General features: G+C 70.9%; 19 protein-coding genes. 7 read left to right on the top strand and 12 right to left on the bottom strand.

The features are described 5' to 3' along the window. Positions 1–668 precede the first annotated feature (668 nt). From JKJ07_RS24880 to JKJ07_RS24855, 6 genes are all read right to left on the bottom strand, one after another. Positions 669–1,508 carry a TauD/TfdA dioxygenase family protein gene (locus JKJ07_RS24880; protein WP_202994180.1) on the bottom strand — a complete coding sequence of 280 codons (840 nt, stop codon included), beginning with the start codon at positions 1,506–1,508 and terminating at the stop codon, positions 669–671. Continuing rightward, positions 1,505–2,263, bottom strand: coding sequence for an ABC transporter ATP-binding protein (locus JKJ07_RS24875; RefSeq protein ID WP_202994179.1), 759 nt, complete (start codon positions 2,261–2,263; stop codon positions 1,505–1,507). The genes JKJ07_RS24880 and JKJ07_RS24875 overlap by 4 nt, the downstream gene beginning before the upstream one ends. After that, on the bottom strand, positions 2,250–3,272 hold the full coding sequence (locus JKJ07_RS24870) for a taurine ABC transporter substrate-binding protein (RefSeq protein WP_202994178.1): 1,023 nt from the start codon (positions 3,270–3,272) through the stop codon (positions 2,250–2,252). The genes JKJ07_RS24875 and JKJ07_RS24870 overlap by 14 nt, the downstream gene beginning before the upstream one ends. A gap of 11 nt (positions 3,273–3,283) precedes the next feature. After that, complete coding sequence (locus JKJ07_RS24865) at positions 3,284–4,132, bottom strand: ABC transporter permease (protein WP_202994177.1); 849 nt, start codon at positions 4,130–4,132, stop codon at positions 3,284–3,286. 63 nt (positions 4,133–4,195) lie between these two features. Continuing rightward, positions 4,196–6,088 carry a beta-propeller fold lactonase family protein gene (locus JKJ07_RS24860; protein ID WP_202994176.1) on the bottom strand — a complete coding sequence of 631 codons (1,893 nt, stop codon included), beginning with the start codon at positions 6,086–6,088 and terminating at the stop codon, positions 4,196–4,198. A gap of 39 nt (positions 6,089–6,127) precedes the next feature. Then, a complete protein-coding gene (locus JKJ07_RS24855) occupies positions 6,128–6,373 on the bottom strand; it encodes a hypothetical protein (RefSeq protein WP_202994175.1) in 246 nt (81 codons plus the stop codon). 140 nt (positions 6,374–6,513) lie between these two features. On the opposite strand from JKJ07_RS24855, the gene JKJ07_RS24850 reads away from it, so the two are divergent. Then, positions 6,514–7,068, top strand: a complete 555-nt coding sequence (locus JKJ07_RS24850; protein WP_202994174.1) for a cysteine hydrolase family protein — start codon at positions 6,514–6,516, stop codon at positions 7,066–7,068. A 28-nt stretch (positions 7,069–7,096) separates the two neighbouring features. Continuing rightward, on the top strand, positions 7,097–7,483 hold the full coding sequence (locus JKJ07_RS24845; protein WP_202994173.1) for a VOC family protein: 387 nt from the start codon (positions 7,097–7,099) through the stop codon (positions 7,481–7,483). Between the two features lie 114 nt (positions 7,484–7,597). Here the strand turns inward: JKJ07_RS24845 and JKJ07_RS24840 are convergent, their stop codons facing one another. Beyond that, the gene (locus JKJ07_RS24840; RefSeq protein ID WP_202994164.1) at positions 7,598–7,813 is read right to left on the bottom strand and encodes a hypothetical protein; all 216 of its coding nucleotides are present in this window, start codon (positions 7,811–7,813) and stop codon (positions 7,598–7,600) included. Positions 7,814–7,911: 98 nt separating this feature from the next. Here JKJ07_RS24840 and JKJ07_RS24835 point away from each other — a divergent pair, with 98 nt between their 5' ends. Then, positions 7,912–10,143 (top strand): putative bifunctional diguanylate cyclase/phosphodiesterase, encoded by a 2,232-nt coding sequence (locus tag JKJ07_RS24835; protein WP_202994163.1) that lies wholly within the window; start codon positions 7,912–7,914, stop codon positions 10,141–10,143. Positions 10,144–10,237: 94 nt separating this feature from the next. Further along, the gene (locus tag JKJ07_RS24830) at positions 10,238–10,561 is read left to right on the top strand and encodes an STAS domain-containing protein (RefSeq protein ID WP_202994161.1); all 324 of its coding nucleotides are present in this window, start codon (positions 10,238–10,240) and stop codon (positions 10,559–10,561) included. A 3-nt stretch (positions 10,562–10,564) separates the two neighbouring features. On the opposite strand, the gene JKJ07_RS24825 is transcribed toward JKJ07_RS24830, so the two are convergent. Both JKJ07_RS24825 and JKJ07_RS24820 read right to left on the bottom strand, forming a co-directional pair. After that, positions 10,565–11,038 carry a GNAT family N-acetyltransferase gene (locus JKJ07_RS24825; protein WP_202994159.1) on the bottom strand — a complete coding sequence of 158 codons (474 nt, stop codon included), beginning with the start codon at positions 11,036–11,038 and terminating at the stop codon, positions 10,565–10,567. Between the two features lie 13 nt (positions 11,039–11,051). Beyond that, the gene (locus JKJ07_RS24820; RefSeq protein WP_202994155.1) at positions 11,052–13,445 is read right to left on the bottom strand and encodes a phosphoketolase family protein; all 2,394 of its coding nucleotides are present in this window, start codon (positions 13,443–13,445) and stop codon (positions 11,052–11,054) included. 142 nt (positions 13,446–13,587) lie between these two features. On the opposite strand from JKJ07_RS24820, the gene JKJ07_RS24815 reads away from it, so the two are divergent. Together JKJ07_RS24815 and JKJ07_RS24810 are read left to right on the top strand one after the other, a co-directional pair. Continuing rightward, a complete protein-coding gene (locus JKJ07_RS24815; RefSeq protein ID WP_307834392.1) occupies positions 13,588–15,279 on the top strand; it encodes a sulfatase-like hydrolase/transferase in 1,692 nt (563 codons plus the stop codon). 61 nt (positions 15,280–15,340) lie between these two features. Then, the gene (locus JKJ07_RS24810; protein ID WP_202994153.1) at positions 15,341–16,708 is read left to right on the top strand and encodes a transaminase; all 1,368 of its coding nucleotides are present in this window, start codon (positions 15,341–15,343) and stop codon (positions 16,706–16,708) included. Here the strand turns inward: JKJ07_RS24810 and JKJ07_RS24805 are convergent. Further along, positions 16,698–17,444, bottom strand: a complete 747-nt coding sequence (locus tag JKJ07_RS24805; RefSeq protein WP_202994152.1) for a PASTA domain-containing protein — start codon at positions 17,442–17,444, stop codon at positions 16,698–16,700. The two genes, JKJ07_RS24810 and JKJ07_RS24805, sit on opposite strands and share 11 nt — an antisense overlap. Before the next feature lie 100 nt (positions 17,445–17,544). Here JKJ07_RS24805 and JKJ07_RS24800 point away from each other — a divergent pair, with 100 nt between their 5' ends. Then, positions 17,545–19,062 carry a methyl-accepting chemotaxis protein gene (locus JKJ07_RS24800; RefSeq protein ID WP_202994151.1) on the top strand — a complete coding sequence of 506 codons (1,518 nt, stop codon included), beginning with the start codon at positions 17,545–17,547 and terminating at the stop codon, positions 19,060–19,062. A 54-nt stretch (positions 19,063–19,116) separates the two neighbouring features. Here the strand turns inward: JKJ07_RS24800 and JKJ07_RS24795 are convergent, their stop codons facing one another. Next, positions 19,117–20,697, bottom strand: coding sequence for a methyl-accepting chemotaxis protein (locus tag JKJ07_RS24795; protein ID WP_202994143.1), 1,581 nt, complete (start codon positions 20,695–20,697; stop codon positions 19,117–19,119). A 332-nt stretch (positions 20,698–21,029) separates the two neighbouring features. Then, the gene (locus tag JKJ07_RS24790) at positions 21,030–21,776 is read right to left on the bottom strand and encodes an acetoacetate decarboxylase family protein (RefSeq protein ID WP_202994141.1); all 747 of its coding nucleotides are present in this window, start codon (positions 21,774–21,776) and stop codon (positions 21,030–21,032) included. Positions 21,777–21,816: the final 40 nt, after the last annotated feature.

Raw genomic sequence — 21,816 nt, 5'->3', positions numbered from 1 at the left:
CATCGCTCAATCAAGCGGCCCGACGCACCGACCGGACGGACCCACACGACCGGCCAGCCCGACACCGATCAAAGGCGCAACGGCGAGCACTGTCGCTCAACAAGTGAGCAGCCCGCGCACCAATCAGACGAACACACGAGACCGGTCAAGCCGACACCGACCAAACGCGCAACAACGAGCACTGTCGCTCAAACACGCGGGCGGCTTGGCGCACCGATCGGACGAGCACACGAGACCGACCGGGCCGACACGGAACTAGTGCGCAACTACGAGCACTGTCGCTCAACAAGTGATAGGAGTGAGCGCTCAAGATGGCGTGCGGTCCGGTAATGAGCGGACGAGCAACTGCGAGCGACATCGCTCGGATGACGCGCGCGGCCCTCACGGCGGGAACGAGCGCTCACGGCCGCGCAGGCGGGACTGATCGAACGCGCAATTGCGCGCGCTATCGCTCAGTCGCGCCGGGCTGCCACGAGCGTGCGCGCATCTGTGGGCTTGTCCGGCGGTTGGGGGTTGGGCATTACCACTTACTCACGTCGCGCGGGTGGGGTGAGTGTTTTGGGCGCGCCAGCGCCCTGCTCGCCCCGCCCGCGTCCCGGCGGGAGCGACGGTCCGTCACCCCCCACGCCGCTACGACATCTTGAAGTTGATCTGAACCGGTAGAACGCTCAACCGTTGACGCCGACCGGGACGTCGCCGCGCAGGGTGATGCGGTGCATGACGCGACGTTCGGAACCGTAGTCGCGGTTGGCGTAGTGGGCGGTGCTGCGGTTGTCCCACATGGCGACGTCGCCCGGGCGCCAGCGGTGGCGGACGATGTGTTCGGGCTTGGTCAGGTGGGCGTAGAGCAGGTCGAGGATGGCGCGGCTCTCGAATTCGGACACGCCGACGATGTGGGACGTGAAGCCGGGGTTGACGAAGATGCCACGGCGGCCGGTCTCGGGATGGACCCGGATCACCGGGTGTTCGATCGGCTTCAACGACGTCACCACCTCGCCGTCCCACTCGTTGCCCTGGCCGTTGCGGCGCTGGGCCAGGTAGTAGCCGAATTCGCGGTTGCCGTCGTGCACTGCGGTCAAAGTCGAAACCAGCTCCTGTACGGCCGGCGAGAGCGAGTCGTAGGCCAGTTGCGCGTCCGCCCAGTTGGTGTCGCCGCCGGTGGGTGGCAGGGTGACCGCGCGCAGGATCGAGCCCAGGGGTGGGCGGCGCATGAACGTCACATCCGTGTGCCACACGTCGGCGAAACCGTTGTCGGTGCTGTCGAGGGCGTACACCTCGGGGTGCTCGGCGTCGACCCCCGCGACCACGGGGTGCGAGGCGGTCAGCTCGCCGATCCGGCGGCCCAGCGAGATCTGCCCGTCGTCGTCCAGGGTCTGGTCGCGGAAGAACAGGACCTTGCGTTCCACCAGGGCGGCCCGGATGTCGGCCACGTCGGCGTCGGACACCTTGCTCAGGTCGATGCCGTGGACGATCGCCCCGAAGTGCGGGGACAGCTGGTCGAAGATCATGCGGTTACCTCCGTACGGGATCGGACCGCCGCGCCCACCTCGGCGCGCAGGGCGGCGAACTCGGGCAGGCCGCGCAGCTCGTCGGGGGTGATCCCGGTGCGCGGCAGGTCGATCGGCAGGTCGAGGGCGACCCGCCCGGGCCGCGGGGTGAGCACCACGACCCGGCTGCCCAGGAACACCGCCTCGTCGACGCTGTGGGTGACGAACACGCAGGTACGCGTGGCCGAGACCGTACGCAGGTCCTCCTGCAGCCGTTCCCGGGTGAGCGCGTCGAGCGCCGCGAACGGCTCGTCGAGCAGCAGCAACGGGTTGTCGACGGCCAGCGCCCGCGCGATCGCGACGCGCTGTTGTTGCCCACCGCTGATCTGCCACGTGCGCCTTCGCGCAACATCGTGCAACCCGACCCGTTCGAGCAGCAGTTCCACGTCGGCCGTCGACGCGGACTGGCCGGCATATTTCAACGCCAGTGCGATGTTGCCGCCCACGCTGCGCCACGGGAACAGCCGCGGCTGCTGGAACACCAGCCCTGCGCCGCGCCCCGGCACGGGTGGCGAGCCCGAGGTGTGTACGGTGCCGAAGGTGGGCTCCTCGAACCCCGCGATCAGCCGCAGCAGCGTGCTCTTGCCGCAGCCGGAGGCCCCGACGAGCACGAGGAACTCGCCGGACGGGACGGTCAGGTCGACCGGCCCGACCGCGGTGACGTCGCCGTAGCGGTGCTCGACGTCGGCCAGCTTGATCGCGTCAGCCGAGGACACCGGGCAGCCCCTCGACGTAGATGGCCTTCTGCACGTCGGCCAGCGCGGGCACGGCGTCGATCTTCTGCTGGCCTTTGAGGAACTCGGCCGCGCTGACCAGGTTGTCGGCCAGCTTGCCGACCTTCTCCGGCGTGCCCAGCCACTCGTCGCTGGCCAGGTCGGCCGGCTTGAGGAAGACGCCCTGCGAGAGCTGGTCCTGCGCCTCGGCCGGGCTGAGGTTGAGCTCGGCGCCGATCGACTTGGCCGCGGCCGCCGGGTCCGTCGCGATCAGGTCGAGGGCCTGCGCCTCCACCTTGCGCCAGGCGTCGACCGCCTCGGGGTGGGCCTCGGCGAAGGCCGTCGTCACCACGCCCAGGTCGAGCGTCGGCTTGCCCGCGGTGGCCAGCTCGCGGCTGGAGATGAGCACCTTGCCGGTCTTCTTGATCTCGGCCAGCGACGGCAGCCACGTGTACGCCGCGTCGATGTCCCCACGCGTCCAGGCGGCCTGGATGTCCTGCGGCTCGAGGTCGACGATGTTCACTTCCTTCTCGGCCACGCCCGCCTTGTCGAGCGCGGCGAGCAGGCTGTAATGCGCCGTCGAGGCGAACGGCGTGCCCACCTTCTTGCCCTTGAGCGAGGCCACGTCGGTCACCCCGCTGCCGTTGCGCGCGACGAGCGCCTCGTTGTCGCCGGCCACGTCAAGAACAAAGGCCACCTTGTACGGGATGTTGAGCGGGGCGGACAGGCCGCGCGCGACCGGGCTGGACCCGATGGCCGCGATGTCGATGCTCTTGCCCACGAACGCCGTGTTGATGCTGGCCCCGGAGTCGAACTTGGTCCAGGTGATCTCGTAGTCGGGCAGTGCCTTCTCGAGCAGCCCCTGGTTCTTGACGACGAGGTCACCGCTGGGGAACGCCTGATAGGCGAGCCGGATGGTTTTCTTCTCCGGGTCCGCGCCCCCGCTTGCGGCGCCGTTGCCGCAGGCGGCGAGCGAGAGGAGGGTCAGACCGGCGATGATCTTTTTGAGCACGGGGTTCCTATCTAGGCACGGCCTCGCCACGGGATCAGCCTGTTTTCGGCCGTCCGCAGCAGGGCGTCGATGAGCAGGCCGGAGAGGCCGATGGCGAACAGTCCGAGCACGACGACGTCGGTCTGCGAATAGCGCTGGGCGTCGCGGACCATGCCGCCGATTCCCGGTACGCCGTTGATGGTCTCGGCGGCGACGACCGAGCTGTACGCCATGCCGACCGCGAGCCGCACCCCGGTGAAGATCTCGGGCAGCGCGTTCGGCAGAGTCACATCCCGTACGACCTCCCACCGGCCCGCCCCGAGCGCGCGGGCCGCCTCGACCAGGCCCGTCGGTGCGCCCTGCACGGCGGCGGCGGTGGCCACGGCGACCGGCGGCAGCGCGGCGATCGAGAGCAGCCACAGCTTCGGGGTCTCGTCGATGCCGAACCAGATGATGAACAGGCTGAAATACGCGAGCGGCGGCAGAGCCCGTACGAAGGTGACGACCGGCTCGGTGACGACGCGCAGCCACGAGATCACGCCCATCAGCACGCCCAGCACGAGGCCGCCGGCGACACCGATGACCGAGCCGATCAGGATGCGGCGCAGCGAGATGCCGAGATGCTCGATCAGCAAGCTGCCGCTGTAACCCCGTACGCCGTCATGGGTGGTCGAGGTCTGGATCAGTTGATGCCAGACCGCGCCCGGGGACGGGATGAACGTGGGGTTCCGCGTCGTGCGGGCGGCCAGCTCCCAGAGTCCGTAGAGGACGACGAGGGCCAGCAGCCGCAACGCGATCCGGCGCCGCTTCTTGGGCGCCGCAGCGGAACGCCTCGGGGACGGGTCGGCCGACAGGGCAGGCGGCGCGGACAAGATGGTCACGCGTCATTTCCTACCTTGCCTATCGGGTTTAGGCAAGCGTGTGTCCGGCTGCTGGACCTCTCCTCAGCTCACGCGCAGGACCGAAACCGTGTCGTCGTCGCCGTTGGTGACGTACGCGAGGCGGCCGTCGGGCGCGACCGCCATCGTGCGCGGGCTCTTGCCGACCGGGACGGTGGCCGTCACCTGACCCGTGCGCGGGTCGACGACGGAGACCGAGTTGCTGCCCTCGTTGACGGCGTACGCGTGACCGGAGTCGGTGGCGAAGGCCGCGGCCTGGGGCTTGTCGCCGACCTTGAACGGGCCGCGGCGTTCCAGCGTCTGGGTGTCGATCAGGTCGACCGCGTCGGCCTGGAAGCAGGCGACCACCGCCGTACGGCCGTCGGGCGAGACGGCCAGGCTGTGCGGGGCGGCGCTGACCGGGATCGACTTCAGCCGCTTGTCGTTGCGCGTATCGATGGCCGAGACGGTGCTCGATTCGTGGTCGGGCGTGAACGCGCGCTGCCCACCCTTGTCGAACGAGACGGCATGCGGGTTCTCGGGCACGAACACGCGGCCGGTGAGCTGCTCGTCCTTGTAGATCTCGACGTTGCGGCCGCCGTGGATCGGCACCCACAGCCTGCCGTCAGGAGCCACAGCCAGCGCGTACGGCTGAACTCCGGTCTTCAGGTTGCGCAGGACGGTCAGCTTCTCGGCGTCGACGACGGCCACCCCGCTGCCGCTGAGATCGTCCTCGTACATGGAGACGAAGACCCGCTTGCCGTCCCGCGACACGGCGACGAACCGGGGAGTATTGCGGAGCGCGACCTCGTCGACCTGGCCGGATTCGAGGTCGGCCACGGAGAGGATGCGCGAGCTCTGATTGGCCACGTAGAGGGTCTTGCTGTCGGGCGCGACGGCCACGCCCTCGGGCTCGTCGCCGACCTTGATCGTCCCCACCACTGCCGGCTTGTCGACGCTGGCCCTCACCTGCTCCTGGCCGCCACCTTGCTGCTCGTCCTCGCCACTTTTGTCGCCGCCGGACTCCTCATTCTTCCCGCCGCCGGGTTGCTCGTTCTTGCCGCCGCTGGGCTGCTCATTGCCGGCGGGCTGCTCCTGCTGCTGAGCGACCGGCGCTTGATCGTCCTGCAGCGTGACCGCGGCCGCCAGGCCCGTGCCCACGAGCAGAACCAAGGCGGTCGCCCCGGCGATGATCAGCCCCTTGACCCGGCGGCGAGACTGCTCCGGCGGATCGGTGGGCGGCAGAAAGACCGGCTCACGATTCTCAAAGGTGACCTGAGGCGGCGCCGCAAGACCCGCCGAGATCGGCTCGAACGTCTCGGTCTCGCTCAGCCCGGTCACGCGCGCCCGTCCCATCTCGAACGGCCAGCTCTCGAGCATCGCCGCCGTCAGCGGCTCCCCGGTCTCACGCGGCCCATTTCCCCGTACGGCATCGGCCAGCGGCTCGCTCCCCGACGCGCTGACGAACCGCTCTCGTACGGCGTCGGCCTGCGGCTCCGGCGGCCAGGTCTCCAGCGCCTCGCCACCGATCAGCCCGGCTCCGATGTGACCCGTGACCGGCAGGTCGGCCGCGCCCGCCGGCCCGTCCAGCGAGACCATCCCGGCCAGCGCACCGTCGCCCGGCTGCCACTGCACCTGCAGCTGGTCGCCGGCAATGCGCGCCCGCAGGCCAGGGCCGGTCACCTTGATCCGCGAGGCCAGCGCCATCGGCGAGCCCTCAATCTTGATCACCGCCGCGAGCCGGGGCGTGCCCGGCGCGACCGGCCCGAAGTCGATCCGGCCCGGCACCAGCGAGATCGAGGTCTCGGCCAGGGCCGCATCGGCCGCCGCGGCCACCTCGGGGTCGTCGTCCGTCATCAGGGCGACGAGGCCGGCCCGGGCGGCCACGGCGACGTCGCTGTCCTCGCTGTAGGCCCGGTCGCGCAGGTCTTCGACCGCCGAAAGCCGCTCCGCACTCATCTGGTCACCGCCCTGTCTCGAAGGGGACGGCCGACCGCGTCAGTCGACCGGGTGGGGCCGCAGCTGGAGGACCGGGGCGACGTGGCCCGGGGGCAGCGCGGGATAGGCCGGCTCGGCGCCGAGCTCACGGCGCAACCGCCGGGCCGTGCGCCGCCAGCGCAGATCGTCGTCGTCGGCCGGACCCTCGATGAAGGCCTCGGCCGGCAGCGCGGCGAGCGCTGCCAGTAACCGCCCGTCATCCCACATGCCGTGGGGTACGGGCGGCGCGTCCACCGGGTTCAACACAGCTGCACATCGATGTTCAACGCCCCAAAGTCGGTCCTCTGCCCTGGCCCTGTCCACACGCCGCCCGGCGCCGGTCGGTTCAGGATTTCTGTCAGAGGGCCGGTCTAGGGTCGTCCTCGCAGCCGTTGAAGGAGGACCGCATGACCACCCTGAAGGACCGCCCCGCCACCGCCCTGCTGGTCGTCGACGTGCAGACCGGCGTGGTCGCCGCCGGCCACGACCGCGACGCCGTGCTGGCCAACATCGCCGCGCTGGCCGACCGCGCCCACGCCGAGCAGGTGCCGGTCATCTGGGTCCAGCAGACCGACGACAACCTGGTCCACGGCTCCGAGAATTGGCAGCTGGAGCCTTCCTTACCGGTCGCACCCGGCGATGTCGTGCTCGAGAAGCAGTGGGGCGACTGCTTCGAGGCCACCGAGCTCGAGTCCCTGCTCGCCGCCCGCGGCGTGGGCCGCCTGGTCATCACCGGCGCCCAGACCGACGCCTGCATCCGCTCCACCCTGCACGGCGCCTTCACCCGCGGCTACGACACGCTCCTGGTCAGCGACGCCCACACAACAGAAGACCTCACTTCGTACGGCGCTCCCCCGCCGGCCCAGGTGATCGCCCACACCAACCTGTATTGGACCCACCAGTCGGCCCCGGGCCGCACCGCCGGCACCGCGCCGACCAAGGAGGTCACCTTCACCCCCTGAACGGCGCGGCGGGGCCGACACTGAGGGCATGACAGCTATCTCGTTGATGCTTGCCGTGCCCGACGCGGCCGAGGCCTCGGCCTGGTATCGGCGCGCCCTCGGGGCCGTCGAACTGTGGAATCTGGGCTCGGTGATCGGCCTGGAGATCGAGGGCGCCCCCATCTTCCTGGCCGAGCCCGCCAACAACGGCTGGGAGACCCCGCACAACACCGGCACGACCACCGTCCGCGTGGAGGTCTTCACCGACGAGCCGGACGCCTTCGTGGCCCGCGCCGCGGCGGCAGGGGCGCACAACCACGACCCCGTACGCGATCACGACATGCCGTGGGGCCCCCATCGCCAGGGCGGCTTCTTCGACCCGTACGGGCATCTGTGGCTCGTCGGTGATCTGACGCCGCTGACCAGGAAGAGGTGATCTGCAACCGCTGACCCGGGACAGCTGAGGTGCGCCCTGTTGTCCCCGCGGGCGACAACGTGTTCTAGAGGCGGCCGGGAAAGCCGCCACCGGGAACGCCCGCGGCGGGCCGGTTCAGCGCGGGAACTTCACGTGCTCGTACGGGATGGATTTGATCGTCAGGACGGCGGCGAGCCCGGCGGCCACGGGCACGGCCGCCCATAGCCAGGTGGGGCCGCCGATCGCGGGGACGATCACGGCCTGGGCAGTGGCGACGAGCGCGACGACGGCGCCGGCCTGATAGACGGGTCGCGCGTAACGGCGCAGCACGGCCTGACGCACGGCATCCACCCTTGGAGGATCAACGGACACCGGAGGCTACTGCACGAGATCTTGTGAAGTCCACGACACCCGCTCAGGTCGTGGACGCCGGGTCCCGATGACCGGACGTGAGGCACGGACGGCTTTGGATCTGGTGGCTCGCGGCCGGCGTGGCCGCGATCGCCGGTCACTATGTGCTGCCCGCGAGCAGCTCGACCGCGAACCTGGTGTACGACGTCATCGGCGTCATGACGGTGGTGGCGATCCTGCTCGGCCTGCGCCTGCACCGGCCGGCCCGACCGGCGATGTGGCGGTGGTTCGCGGCGGGTCAGGTCACCTTCGTGCTCGGCGACGTGACCTGGGAGATCTACGAGAACGTTCTGCACCTGTCGCCGTACCCGTCGCTGGCCGACGCCTTCTACCTCGGCTCGTACCCGATGTTCGTGGTGGGCCTGTTGCTGCTGGTGCGCCAGCGCCGCAGCTCGCTGGGCGACCTGATCGACTCGGCGATCGTGGCCACCGGTCTGGCGCTGGTCTTCTGGATCTTCGTGTTGTACCCGGTGGCCGCCGATTCGGGTCAGACACTGGTCGAGCACGTCGTGACGATCGCCTACCCGGTGGCCGACGTGCTGTTGCTGGCGTTGCTGGCCCGCCTGTTCACCAGCGGCGGCGCCCGCACCCCGAGCGTCCACCTGCTGGTGCTGGGGACGACGCTGCAGCTCGCCGGGGACACGGCCTTCTCGGTCATCCCGCTCTATTCCGACGCGAGCACTCATCCGACCGACCCGATCTTCCTGCTCTCGTACGTGGTGTGGGGTGTCGCCGCGCTGCACCCGTCGATGGCCGCCCCGCCCGCCACCGGCCGCGTGTCGGCCCGGGTCGGCCGGGGCCGGCTGCTGCTGTTCGGGCTGTGCTCGCTGCTCGCGCCGGCCCTGCTGCTGATCCCACGGGTCGGCGGCGACCCGGCCGGCCGGTTGTCGGTGGCGGTCGGCGCGACGGCGCTGATCCTGCTGGTCATCGCGCGCATGTCCGGTTTCGTGTTCGAGGTGCGCCGCCAGTCGGCCGAGCTGACCCGGGCCGCGATGAGCGACGCGCTGACCGGGCTGGCCAGCCGCCGGCGGTTCGAGCTGGCGCTGACCGACGCCCTGGCCGCGGGCCGGCCGCAGATGGCGCTGCTCGGCCTGAACGGCTTCAAGAACGTCAACGACGAGCTGGGCCGCCCGGTCGGTGACCGGGTGCTCGAGCTGCTGGCCGAGCGGGTGGCCGCGCTGGCCCCGGAGTCCTCGGTCGTGGCCCGCCTCGGCGGCGACGAGTTCGCGGTGCTTCTGCCCTCGGCCAGCGCCGACGAGATCCGCGTGGTCGCCGCGACCCTGTCGTCGGCGCTGGGCGCCCCGGTCGCGGTGGGCGGGCACGAGCTGTACGTCGGGGTGGCGATCGGCCTGGCCGGCGGTCGCGGGCTGACGCCGGTCGAGGTGCTGCGGCAGGCCGAGGCGGCGATGCACGCGGCCAAACAGACCGGTGAGCCCGTACGCCGGTGGACGCCCGCCCTGGACGAACGCGCGGGCGAGTTCGTGCGGCTGGGCGCGGAGATCCGGGCCGCGCTCGACCACGACCAGTTCCGGGTCGTCTATCAGCCCATCGTCGAGCTGCCGTCGGGGCGGGTGGCCGCCGTCGAGGCCCTCGTGCGGTGGGAGCACCCGGTCCGTGGCGTGGTCAGCCCGGCCGCGTTCATCCCGGTCGCCGAGCGCAACGGCCTGATCGTCGAGCTGGGTGAGTGGATTCTGCGCACCGCCTGCCGCCAGCTGGCCGAGTGGCGGGCGACCCTCGGCGACCGCGCGCCGGAGCGGGTCAGCGTCAACGTGTCGGCCCGGCAGCTGGCCCGCCCGCAGTTCGCGGCGACGGTGGCGGCCGCCCTGGCCGACAGCGGGCTGCCCGCCTCGCGCCTGGCCGTCGAGGTGACCGAGACCGCCGTGTTCGAGGGTGGCCAGGCGGTCACCGCGCTGCACGAGCTGCGCGCGCTCGGGGTGCGGATCGCGCTCGACGACTTCGGCACCGGGCACTCGTCGCTCGGCCTGCTGCAGACCGTGCCGGTGGACATCCTCAAGGTCGACAAGTCCTTCGTCGACAATGTCACCCAGGCGGGCCGCCACACCGTCATCGCGGAGGCGTTGTTCCAGGTGAGCACGGGTCTGGGGTTGTCCGCGGTGGCCGAGGGCGTGGAGACCGCCGAGCAGGCCGACGCGTTGCACCGGCTCGGCTACCGCTATCTTCAGGGCTACTACTACGGCCGTCCGGTCGCGGAGCCCGACTTCGCCCTGTCCGCCGCGATCGCCGCCGGTAGTGAACCTGTCAGGGCTTGATCAAGCGAGCGGGTGAATGAACGCGACCGTCACGTTTGATCGTCCCCGGGCGGGGTATGGCGGCGGTTCCCATTCGCAGAGCGACGGAGTGAGTATGTCGTTGGAGTATCGGCTCGAACGCCACGGCGATCGGATCACGGTGGCGCCCGAGGGTGACATCAGCCTCGAGACCGTCGACGTGCTGCGCAACGTATTGCGGACCATCGTGGACAGCGGCGACGTCGCGCACATCGACGTCGACATGCGGTCGGTGGCGTTCCTCGACTCCAGCGGCATCGGCGTGCTGGTGGCCTCGCGCAAGGCGGCCGCGGCCCGGGGCGCCACCTTCATCCTGCGCGAGCCGACGCCGATGGTGCGCATGGTGCTGCAGGTGGCCCACCTCGACGGCATCCTGCTCGAGGACACCTCGATGAGCTGACGGCTACAGCCGCAGCAGCATCGTGTCGGAGTTGCCCTCGCGGCCGACCACGGTGAACCCGGCCCGCTCGTAGAGGCGGCGGGCCGCGTTGCCGTCCTCGACGCTCAGGCTCAGGCCGGGCAGCGACCGCTGCCGGGCCCGTGTGATCAGGGCGTCGAGCAGCGCCGAGCCGACGCCCCGGCCCCGTGCCCCGGCCAGCACCCCGGCCGACAACTCGGGGACCTCCGGCGCCACGAAGCCGTAGCCCGCCCGGTCGGCGGGCAGCGCCCGGGCCCAGACCGCGCCCACGTCCCGACCGTCGACGGCCCCGATCAGGCCCAGGTCGCCGGCCCGCGGGAATCCCGCGAGGTAGCGCTGGGCCATCGGGTCGGAGCGCACCCACTCGAGGGTGAAGCGCGGCTCCGACCAGTTGTACGCCGCCAGCGTGATCTCTTCGAGGAAGGGCAGATCGCCGGGGCCGGCTTCGCGTATCAGCACCCGGCGACCCTACCTACGACGTCGCCCAGTCCCCCAGCGACCAGTCCCGCACCTCGGGCATGTCTTCGAGGTGCTCCACCACGTAACGCTCGTGGCGGGCCAGCTGCGCCTGGCACCACTCCTTGAGCTCGGTGGCGCCCTGGGGCAGGCGGCGGGCGTTGTTGATCGCGTCCATCACCAGGTGGTAGCGCGACGCCTTGTTGCGGACCGTCATGTCGAACGGGGTCGTCGTGGTGCCCTGCTCGATGAAGCCGCGCACCCGGAACCGGTCGGCGTCGGGCCGGCCGTGCACCAGCTGGTGGATCGCCCCCGGATAGCCGTGGAACGAGAACACCACGTCGACCGTGTCGGTGAACAGCTCGGTGAACAGGGTGTCGCTCATGCCGTGCGGGTGGTCCTTGGGCCGCACGAGGGTCATCAGGTCGACCACGTTGACGACCCGCACCCGCATGCCGGGCAGCCTTTCCTTGAGGATCTGGGCCGCCGCGACCGTCTCCATCGTCACGACGTCGCCGGCGCAGGCCAGGATGATGTCGGGGTCGGAGGCGCCGTCGTCGGTGCCGGCCCAGTTCCAGATGCCGGCGCCGCGGGCGCAGTGCTCGAGGGCCTCGTCCATCGTCAGCCACTGCAGCTGCGGCTGCTTGTCGATGACGATCAGGTTGATGTACGACTTCGACCGGAAGCAGTGGTCGGCCACCGAGAGCAGGCAGTTCGCGTCCGGCGGCAGATAGACCCGGCTCACCGTGCCGCGCTGGGTCAGCACATTCTGGATCAGGCCGGGGCCCTGGTGGCTGAATCCGTTGTGGTCGTTGCGCCACGCCGTCGAGGTGAGCAGCACGTTGAGGCTGGGCACCTTGGCCCGCCACGGCAGGTGGTCGGCCTCCTCGAGCCACTTGCCGTGCTGGATGGTCTGCGAGGCGCTGACCATGGCGAACGCCTCGTACGTGGCGAACAGGCCGTGCCGGCCGGTCAACGTGTAGCCCTCCAGCCAGCCGTGGCAGTTGTGCTCGCTGAGCACCTCCATGACCCGGCCGGCCGGCCCCAGCGCGTCGTCGCCGGGGTGCACCTGCTCCATGAACGCGCGGTCGGAGACCTCGAAGACCGCGCCGAGCCGGTTGCTGTTGGTCTCGTCGGGCGAGAACAGCCGGAACCGGTCGGGGTTGTCGCGATAGATGTCGCGCATGAACTCGCCGAGCTTGCGGGTCGACTCGGCCCGCACCGTGGCCGGCGATTTCACCTCGATCGCGTAGTCGCGGAAGTCGGGCAGGTCGAGCTCGCGGGTCAGCACACCGCCGTTGGCGTGCGGGTTGGCGCTCATCCGCAGCTCGCCCGCCGGGTCCTGCTCGCGCAGCAGGGCCACCGGGGCGCCGTCGGCGTCGAAGAGCTCCTCCGGCCCGTAGGACTTGAGCCACTGCTCCAGCAGGGCCAGGTGCTCCGGGTTGTCGCGCACGCCGGCCAGGGGCACCTGGTGCGAGCGGTAGGTGCCGGTGACCTGCACGCCGTCGACCTCGGCCGGGCCCGTCCAGCCCTTCGGGGTGCGCAGCACGATCAGCGGCCACCGCGGGCGGCTGCCGTCCCACTCGCCCTCGCGGGCCGCCTGCTGGATCGTCCGGATGCTCTGCCAGGCCTGGGCCAGGGCGGCCGCGAACCGGTGATGCATGCCGGGCACGTCGTCGCCCTCGACCTCGATCACGTCGTAACCGTGGCCGGAGAGCAGCTCGCGGACCTCGGCCGGATCCTTGCGGCCGAGCACCGTGGGGCCGGAGATCTTGGCCCCGTTGAGGTGCAGGATCGGCAGGACCGCGCCGTCGTGGGCCGGGTTGAGGAACGAGATGCCCTTCCACGAGCCCTCGAGCGGGCCCGTCTCGGCCTCGCCGTCGCCGACCACGGCGATCGCCAGCAGGTCGGGGTTGTCGAACACCGCGCCGAACGCGTGGACCAGCACGTAACCCAGCTCGCCGCCCTCGTGGATCGAGCCGGGGGTAGTCACCGAGACGTGGCTGGGGATGCCGCCGGGGCTGGAGAACTGGCGGAACAGCTTGCGCAGGCCCGGCTCGTCGCGGGTGACGTCGGGATAGACCTCGGAATACGTGCCCTCGAGATAGCCGGCGGCGACCAGCGCGGGACCGCCGTGGCCGGGGCCGGTCAGATAGATCGTGTCCTGCCCGGTGTGGCGGATCAGCCGGGACACGTGGGCGTAGACGAACGACAGGCCGGGGCTGGTGCCCCAGTGACCGAGCAATCGCGGCTTGATGTGCTCGGCCTTGAGCGGCTCGCGCAGCAACGGGTTCGCCTGCAGATAGATCTGGCCGATGGTCAGATAGTTGGCGGCCCGCCACCACGCGTCGACCCGGGTGAGGTCGGCCTCGTCGAGGGTGGGAAGCAGATCGGAGACAGCCGTAGTCACTCGCTCGTCCCTTCAGACAGCTGGTCGATGGCGTCGAAGCTATGGCCTACCCCATCGGGGCCAATAGAGTCTTTGGTACTGGGTCGAAGTGACTTTTGCGTGTCAGTGAACCGACAAGCCCGGTCCATCCGTTCCCCATGGCGTGCCAGAGACCACGGACGGCCCGCCAGTCGTCGAGAACCGCCGCGCCCGCTTGAAGAAGCTGCTCCACCGGCCGAAGATCCAGCTCGCGCTGACGATCACGGCCGCGGTCCTGCTCTTCGCGGCGCTGATCTTCCCGAACGTGCTGTCCCGCCTGACCCCGATCGGCTTCCTGCGCATCCCGGTCGAGGGCGCGGTGATCCTTGGTCTGCTGGCGGTCCTGCCCGGCCGGGCCCGCAAGATCTTCGCGGTCGTCGCCGGCTCGGCCGTCGGTCTGCTGGTCATCGAGAAGTGCCTCGACATGGGCTTTTTCGAGGAGCTCAACCGCCCGTTCGACCCGGTGCTCGACTGGGTGCTGTTCGACGACGCGTTCAGCTTCGCCGTCGACTCGTACGGGCGGCCGGCCTCGATCGCCGCCGTCGTCGCGGTCCTCCTGCTGGTGGCGGCCGTCCTCGCGCTGACCAGCTGGTCCGTGCTGCGCGTGGGCGAGCTGGTGGCCCGCCACCGGAGGCGGTCGGCGATCACCGCGGGCGGCCTGGCCGTGGCCTGGGGGCTCACCTTCTCGCTCGGCGTCTCGATCACCGGGGCCGTGCCGGTGGCCGCCCGCAGCACCGCCACCTACGCCTGGGACCGCGCCCACCAGGCCCGCGTCGGCCTGCGCGACGGCGCCACCTTCCGCCAGGAGGTGCAGCAGGACGCGTTCAAGGCCGTCCCGGCGGCCCAGATGCTGACCGGGCTCGAAGGCAAGGACGTCATCTTCACGTTCGTCGAGAGCTACGGCCGCAGCGCCGTCGAGGGCGTCGCGCTGTCGCCGATGACCCGCCCGGTGCTCGACGGCGGCGCGGCCGAGCTGAGCAAGGCCGGGTTCGCCGCCCGCAGCGGCTGGCTGACCTCGCCCACCTTCGGCGGCGGCAGCTGGCTGGCCCACGCCACGTTCGAGTCCGGCCTGTGGATCAACAACGAGCAGCGCTACCGCAACCTGGTCGCCAGCGACCGGCTCACGGTGACCCGCGCGTTCAAGCAGAAGCAGTACCGCACGGTCAGCGTCATGCCGGGCGCCACGCGGGCCTGGCCCGAGGGCAACTTCTACGGGTACGACCGGGTGTGGGACTCGCGCAACCTCGGCTACCAGGGCCCGAAGTTCAGCTGGTCGCCGATGCCCGACCAATACACGCTGAAGCAGCTCAACACCATCGAGTACAAGAAGCCCGGCCGGGGCCCGCTGATGATCGAGATGCCGCTCGTCTCCAGCCACACCCCGTGGGCGCCGATCCCCGACTACCTGCCCGACTGGGAGCAGGTCGGCGACGGCTCGATCTACACGACCATGGAGGCCGCCGGCCAGAAGCCCAAGGCGCTGTGGTCCGAGCCCAAGAAGGTGCGCGCCGAGTACGGCAAGTCGATCGTCTACTCGCTGACCTCGCTGATCAACTGGATCAAGCTGTACGGCGACGACAACCTGGTGATGGTCTTCCTCGGCGACCACCAGCCGTCCCCGATCGCGGCCGGCGCCGGGGCCAGCCACGACGTGCCGATCACGATCGTCGCCAAGGACCCGAAGGTGCTCGACCGGATCACCGGCTGGGGCTGGGCCGACGGCCTGCGGCCCAAGCCCGAGACGCCGGTGTGGCCGATGAGCGACTTCCGCGACAAGTTCCTCGGCGCGTTCGGGGAGCAGACCCCGGCCTCCTGACTCCTGCGGAATCGGTGGCCGGGCCTCCCGCACGGGCAGGAATTGTTGGTAGCGTCGCGCCATGCCGACGGATTCCGGAGTTGATCGCGCCCGACTTGCCGCCCTGGCCGCCCGCGAACGCGCCACGTTCGCCGAGCGGCGGCCCCGCTCGGCCGCCGCCCACCAGCGGGCCGGCCACCTGTTCGGCCGCGTCCCGATGACCTGGATGAACAAGACCGCCGCGGGCTTCCCGATCTCGTTCGAGACCGCCCGCGGCAACCGGATCATTGACGTCGACGGCATCGAATATCTGGACTTCTGCCTGGGCGACACCGGCGCCATGGCCGGGCACTCTCCCGCGCCGGTCGTCGAGGCGGTCACCCGGCGGCTCGGCGACCTCGGCGGCGCCACCACGATGCTGCCGACCGAGGACGCGGCGGCCGTCGGGGCCGAGCTGGCCCGGCGCTTCGGCCTGCCGTACTGGAGCCTCGCGCTGACCGCCACGGACGCCAACCGGTGGGCCATCCGGCTGCTGCGCGCGGTCACCGGGCGGCCGAAGATCCTGGTCAACAGCTACTGCTATCACGGCTCGGTCGACGAGTCGCTGATCGTCGTCGGCCCCGACGGGCGTGGGCAGAGCCGCGAGGGCAACGTCGGCGCGCCCACCGACGTCACCGTGACGAGCCGGGTCGCCGAGTTCAACGACCTCGAGGGCCTGGAGCGCGAGCTCGCCCACGGCGATGTCGCGGCGGTGCTGATGGAGCCGGCCCTGACGAACATCGGGATCGTGCTGCCCGAGCCCGGCTATCTGGCCGGCGTCCGCGAGCTGACCAGAAAATACGGCACCTACCTGATCAACGACGAGACCCACACATTCTCGGCCGGGCCGGGCGGCGCCACCGCGGCGTGGGGGCTCGAGCCGGACGTGCTCACCATCGGCAAGGCGATCGCCGGGGGCATCCCCATCGGGGCGTACGGGCTGAGCGAGGCGCTGGCCGGGACGCTGCTCGCCCGCACCGATCTCGACCTGGTCGACATGGGCGGGGTCGGCGGCACCCTGGCCGGCAACCCGGTGTCGACGGCGGCCGCGCGGGCCTGCCTGGAGCAGGTGCTCACCGAGCAGGCGTTCGAGGGCATGATCGCCACGGCGACCGGGTTCGCGACCGGCCTCCGCAAGATCATTGAGACGTACGGGCTGCCGTGGTCGGTCAGTCAGCTCGGCGCGCGTGTCGAATACCGCTTCGCCGACCCGGCCCCGCGCAACGGCACCGAGTCGGCCGCCGCCGCTGACGCCGAGCTCGAGGACTTCCTGCACACCTACCTGGCCAACCGGGGCGTGCTGCTCACCCCGTTCCACAACATGGTGCTGATGGCGCCCCAGACGACCACGGCCGACGTGGAGCGCCACCACGCGATCTTCTCCGATGCCTTGAGCGAGCTCACGGCCTGAGGCCGGGCGGCTCCACCGTGCTGATGGCGACGGCTGTCCCGGTCGGCACGCTGGTGCCCGCCGGGACGGCCTGCCGGGCGACCAGCGCGCCGTCCGGGGCCCCCTCGGGCACCAGCAGCGTCACGTTGCTGCGGCTGGCCGCCTGCTTGGCCTCGCCGAGGGTCTGGTTGCTGAGGTCGGGCATCGTCTGCTGGTTCTGCCGCTCGGCCTCCTCCAGCAATTCCCGTACGCGGATGCTCGTCCACAAATAGTTCAGCAGGAACCCGGCCATCAGCCCGATCACCAGCACCGAGATGCCGACCGCGCCCGCGTACGCCGTGCCGCCCAGCGGATCGTGCAGCGCGCGGGCCAGGCTGCGCATGCTCGGCACGACCTTGCCCAGGTTGACCAGGCCGAGACCGATGACGATCGTCGTCAGCCAGTCCGACACCTTGATCAGGTTGGAGTTGGTCAGATAGAAGGTGCCCGGCTGCACGCCGCCGCCCTCGCTGGCCTCGGCCGCCCGCGCCCGCGGCAGCCCGAACACGAAACCCAGCCCGGCCCCGACCGCCGCCGCGGCCACGAACAGCAGGAACGCCGTCACCCCGGCCCCGCCGTCGCGACTGGACAGGGCGAGCAGCACCGACACCACGATCATGGAGAACAGCAGCCCCACCACGAACAGCGAGACGCCACGCTGGATCTTGTCGCCCGCCTTGCGCGAGGTGCGCGACGAGAAGAGGTCACGAATGCCCATGGGCACGCACCGTATTGGTTGCCGCCGATGCGTCGCGGGCCGGGGTCGGGGTTTCGCGATACGGGCATAAAGACGGCATTCACGACCGTAGCCTGACATCATGGGTCTGTTCGGAAGGCGGGTCGAAGCCGAGCCCGCGGTGCAGCGCACGCCGCCGCGTGACGTCGAGGCGCTCGAAGAGCTGGTCAACAACCTCGAGGGCGTGACCGACGAGGCGAGCAGCTGGCGCATTTACGCCTCGACCAACCAGGAGTTCTACGGCCTGGAATACGTCGCCGTCTGGATCGTCGACAACGGCCAGCCCCGGCTCGAGTACGAGGTCGGCCAGCTGAGCAGCGCGCTCGGCAACACCGGTCAGGCCGCCCTCGTGCAGCAGGCGGTCCGCAGCGGCCACGCCGTGTTCTCCACCGCGGCCGCCGCCGGGAGCGACCAACGCCTGGCCGCGGCCGTACGGGCCGGAGCCAGGGGCGGCGTGGCCGTACCGATCACCACATCCCATCGGGTGAGCGCGGTGATGGAGTACTACACCTCGTACGAGGTCGCGCCGGACGCCGCCCTGATCAGCAAATGGGGGGCCATCGCCCGGGTCGCCGAGCAGGCCCGGGTGGCCGCCCTGACCCGGTTCTACACCCAGCAGGTGGCCGACGACCGGCTCGCCGTGACCAACGTCGTGGCCGCCCTCGGGCACACCAACGACTCCAACCTCGCGCTGCGGGCCGCGCTCGACGCCGTCCGCACCGCCTTCCACTGGGCGTACGGGTCGTACTGGCAGATCGACGAGAACGAGAACGTACTGAAGTTCGCCGTCGAGTCCGGCAACGCGGGCGACGAATTCAAGAAGGTGACCCTGGCCGCGACGTTCGCCGAGGGCGTCGGCCTCTCCGGACGCGCCTGGCGGGCCCGCGACCTGGTCTTCGTGCGCGACATCGGGCAGCTCACCGACTGTGTGCGGGCCCCCGCGGCGCAGCGGGCGGGCGTGCGCTCCGGCGTCTGCTTCCCCATCTCCAGCGGCGACCGCATCATCGGCACGATGGACTTCTTCACCACCGAATACGTGGAGCTGTCGGAGTCGCGGATGGACGCGCTGCGCAACGTGCAGCAGCTCGTGTCGCAGCGCCTCGACGTCGTGCGGGGCGCGGAGACCGCCGCCGGCAACGCCCGCGCGCTGCTCGACACCGTCGACCGCCTGCGCACCGCCACCGCCGACGCCAGCCGGGTCGCCGACGAGGCGGTCGGCCGGGCCAGCGACATGACCGGCGACGTGTCGGCGCTCAACGACGCGTCGGCCGCCATCGGCGACGTCATCCAGATCATCTCGTCGATCGCCGACCAGACCAACCTGCTCGCCCTCAACGCCACCATCGAGGCGGCCCGGGCGGGCGAGATCGGCAAGGGCTTCGCGGTGGTCGCGGGCGAGGTCAAGGAACTGGCCCGGGAGACCGCGGAGGCCACCAAGAAGGTCTCCGAGCAGATCGCCGCGCTGCAGTCGAGCGCCGAGTCGGTGGCCGGCGGGATCCGCAGCACCAGCGACACGATCGCCCAGCTCGACGCGGTGCAGGCCCGCATCGGCGAAGTGCTCGAGGAGCAGGCCGAGATGGCCCACGCCTTCGAGCACTGAGGAGGACACGAAGCAGGGGCGGCCCGCGACGGGCCGCCCCTGTTTGTTCGCCGGTCAGTAGCGGAACCGGGCGACCAGGGTCTGCAGCTGGCTGGCCGTCGTGGCCAGGTCGTCCGCCGCGTGCCGGGTCTCCCCGATCGACGACGTCGTGCGCTGCGTGGCCTGCGAGACCCCGCCGATCGTGGCCGCGATGTCGCCCGCACCGGCCGCCGCCTCCGAGAGCGTGCGGTTCATCTCCTGCGTGGTCGCGGTCTGCTCCTCCACCGCCGAGGCGATCGTCATCTGGATGCCGTTGATCCGCTCGATGATCGCCGAGATCTCGCCGATCGCCGTGACCGCGTTGCCGGTGTCGCCCTGGATCGTCTGCACCCGCCGCGAGATGTCCTCGGTGGCCTTGGCCGTCTCCTGCGCCAGGTCCTTGACCTCACCCGCCACGACCGCGAAGCCCTTGCCGGACTCGCCGGCCCGCGCGGCCTCGATCGTCGCGTTCAGGGCGAGCAGGTTGGTCTGCTCGGCGATCGCGGTGATCGTCTTGACCACCGACGCGATCTCGCTGGACGACTCGCCCAGCCGCGCGACGATCGCGGTGGTGGCCGAGGCGACCTCGACGGCCTGCACGGCCACCTCGGACGCCTCGGTCGTGGAGACGCTGATGTCGCGGATCGCCGAGCCCATCTCCTGCGAGCCCGACGAGACGACCTGCAGGTTGTTCGAGACCGCGTCGGCCGCGGCGGCGACCGTTCCGGCCTGCGAGGACGCCTCCGAGGCGGCCGCGTCGACGGCGCCCGAAACCGCGCTGAGCTGCCCCGAGGCCGCGTGCAGGGTGTTCGCGTTGCCGGCCAGCGTCACCACGTCCTGCCGCAGCCGGGCGACGGCCTGATCCAGGGCGCCGGCCATGCGGCCCACCTCGTCGTGGCTCGTCACCCCGGACGTCCGGGTCAGGTCGCCGTCGGCCAGGCCCTCGGCGACCCGGCCGACCTCGCTCACCGAGCGCCGCACCCCGCCCGCGACCCGGAAGCCGAGCAGCAGGCTGGCAAGCACCCCGGCGGCCAGCAGGCCGCTGATGACCCAGGTGGCGGCGGCGGTGTCCCGCTCGGAGCGGGCGATCGACTCCTCGCCCAGCGCCCGGGCCCGCGTGATCAGCGCGTTCTGGTCGGCGTTGAGGGCGCCGTAGATCTTCTCGTACGTCGTGACGGCCTCGGCCAGCTGGGCCGCCGTCGCCTTGGACAGGTCGACCCCGAGGAAGTCGAGGTAGGCCTGCCAGTCGGTGCGGGCCTGGGCGGTGGCCGACGTGCCCGTGGCGTCGCCCGCGAAGGCCGCCTCGAGCTCGTCGAGGGCCGCGTTGACGGCGGCCCGGTTGCCCTCCATGTTCTTGCGGATGCCGTCGGCCAGCGTCGGGTAAAGCTTCAGGCTCGAGTTGTTGCCGCTGAAGGCCTCGATGTTCTTGGCGAACTGGCCCGCCGCCGCGCTCAGCGCGATCGTCTTGCGCTGGGCCTCGGCGGTGTCCTGGTTCTGCCCGCGCAGGGTCGCGATGGACACGCCGCCGACGACCAGGCCGCTGACCGTGCCGACCAGGACCGCCGACCCGATCTTCGTGCGCAGCGAGCGGTTGTCGAAAGCTGAGAGAACTCCCATGTCGCATGCCTCCCTGTCCTGTTACGCGCAGACGCAGATCGGCACCGGCGGCCCTGCCTCAGGTCGCGCGATCAAAGATCCAGAAGTCACGCTAAAGGGACGAGGTCCTCGTTGAGCCCGCGTTGCCGACATCCGCAACGCCTGTGACAGGTGAGACCAGCCCCATGGCGTCCTAGGAGGCTAGGTCCCTTCTTGATCTTCCGGAGTACACAGTCCCACCCTCCCGGGGGGACCCCCGCCGCCGTCATTGTGGCGGAAAATGGCGATCTTGATGGGCGGGGCTGTGGACAACCGCGAACTGTGGATAACTCCGACGGGCGGTGCGGAAGGGGCTAAGGTCGCTGCACGTCGGGATGCCGGGCCTCGGTCACCCGGCGGAACTCGGCGAGCGGGCCGCGCATGCGCTCGGCGTGCACGGTGAGCAGGGGCCGGCTGCCCATCCCGAGCGCCTTCATCCGCGCGGCCATGGGGTGGTCGCCCAGCCCCACACGGAAGGCGCCGCGGCCCAGGCGCACGCCGGAGAGGTGCATCGGCACGGCGCCCCGCAACAGCGCGCCGGCCTGGGCCCCGTGCTCCAGATAGGACCAGGCGGGCAACGACGCCCGCAGGTCGAACGGCAGACGGAAGCGGCCGTGGCGGAACGACGCGCGCATCACCTCGTCGGCGCGGTCGCGCACGACCACGTCGGTCTCCATCTTCGAGAAGCGCAGGTCGGCGTCCATCAGCCACTTGGGCAGGGCCCAGAAGTCCTGCCCCGCCTCGCGGGTGAACGCGCCGGTCACCGGCAGGTCGGCGAAGTGCAGGCCGGGCGGGCCGGCCGGGCCGCGTACGAGCAGGCCGACCCCGACTTCGTCGTACGTCTTGAGCGCCCACTCGTCGTAGTGCACGCACATGAGCACGCCGATCGCGCGGCCGAACAGCGCGAACGGGCGCAGCGGCGTTCCGTCGAGGACCGTACGGGCCGAGGCGACCGGGGTGGTGAACACCGCGGCGGTCAGGCGGGCCGAAGTGATCTCCACCGGGAGGGTGATCGTCTCGCCCTGCAGGGTCCACACGCCGTCGCCCACGCGTTCCGCCATGGACCGACCTTACCGGGCACAGGGTGGCCGCTCCGAGCGC

It is taken from the genome of Paractinoplanes lichenicola, from assembly GCF_016785085.1.
Lineage (GTDB): Bacteria > Actinomycetota > Actinomycetes > Mycobacteriales > Micromonosporaceae > Actinoplanes > Actinoplanes lichenicola.
Note: the sequence above shows the minus strand (reverse complement) of the source record. Positions and strands in the feature narration are given on the sequence as shown.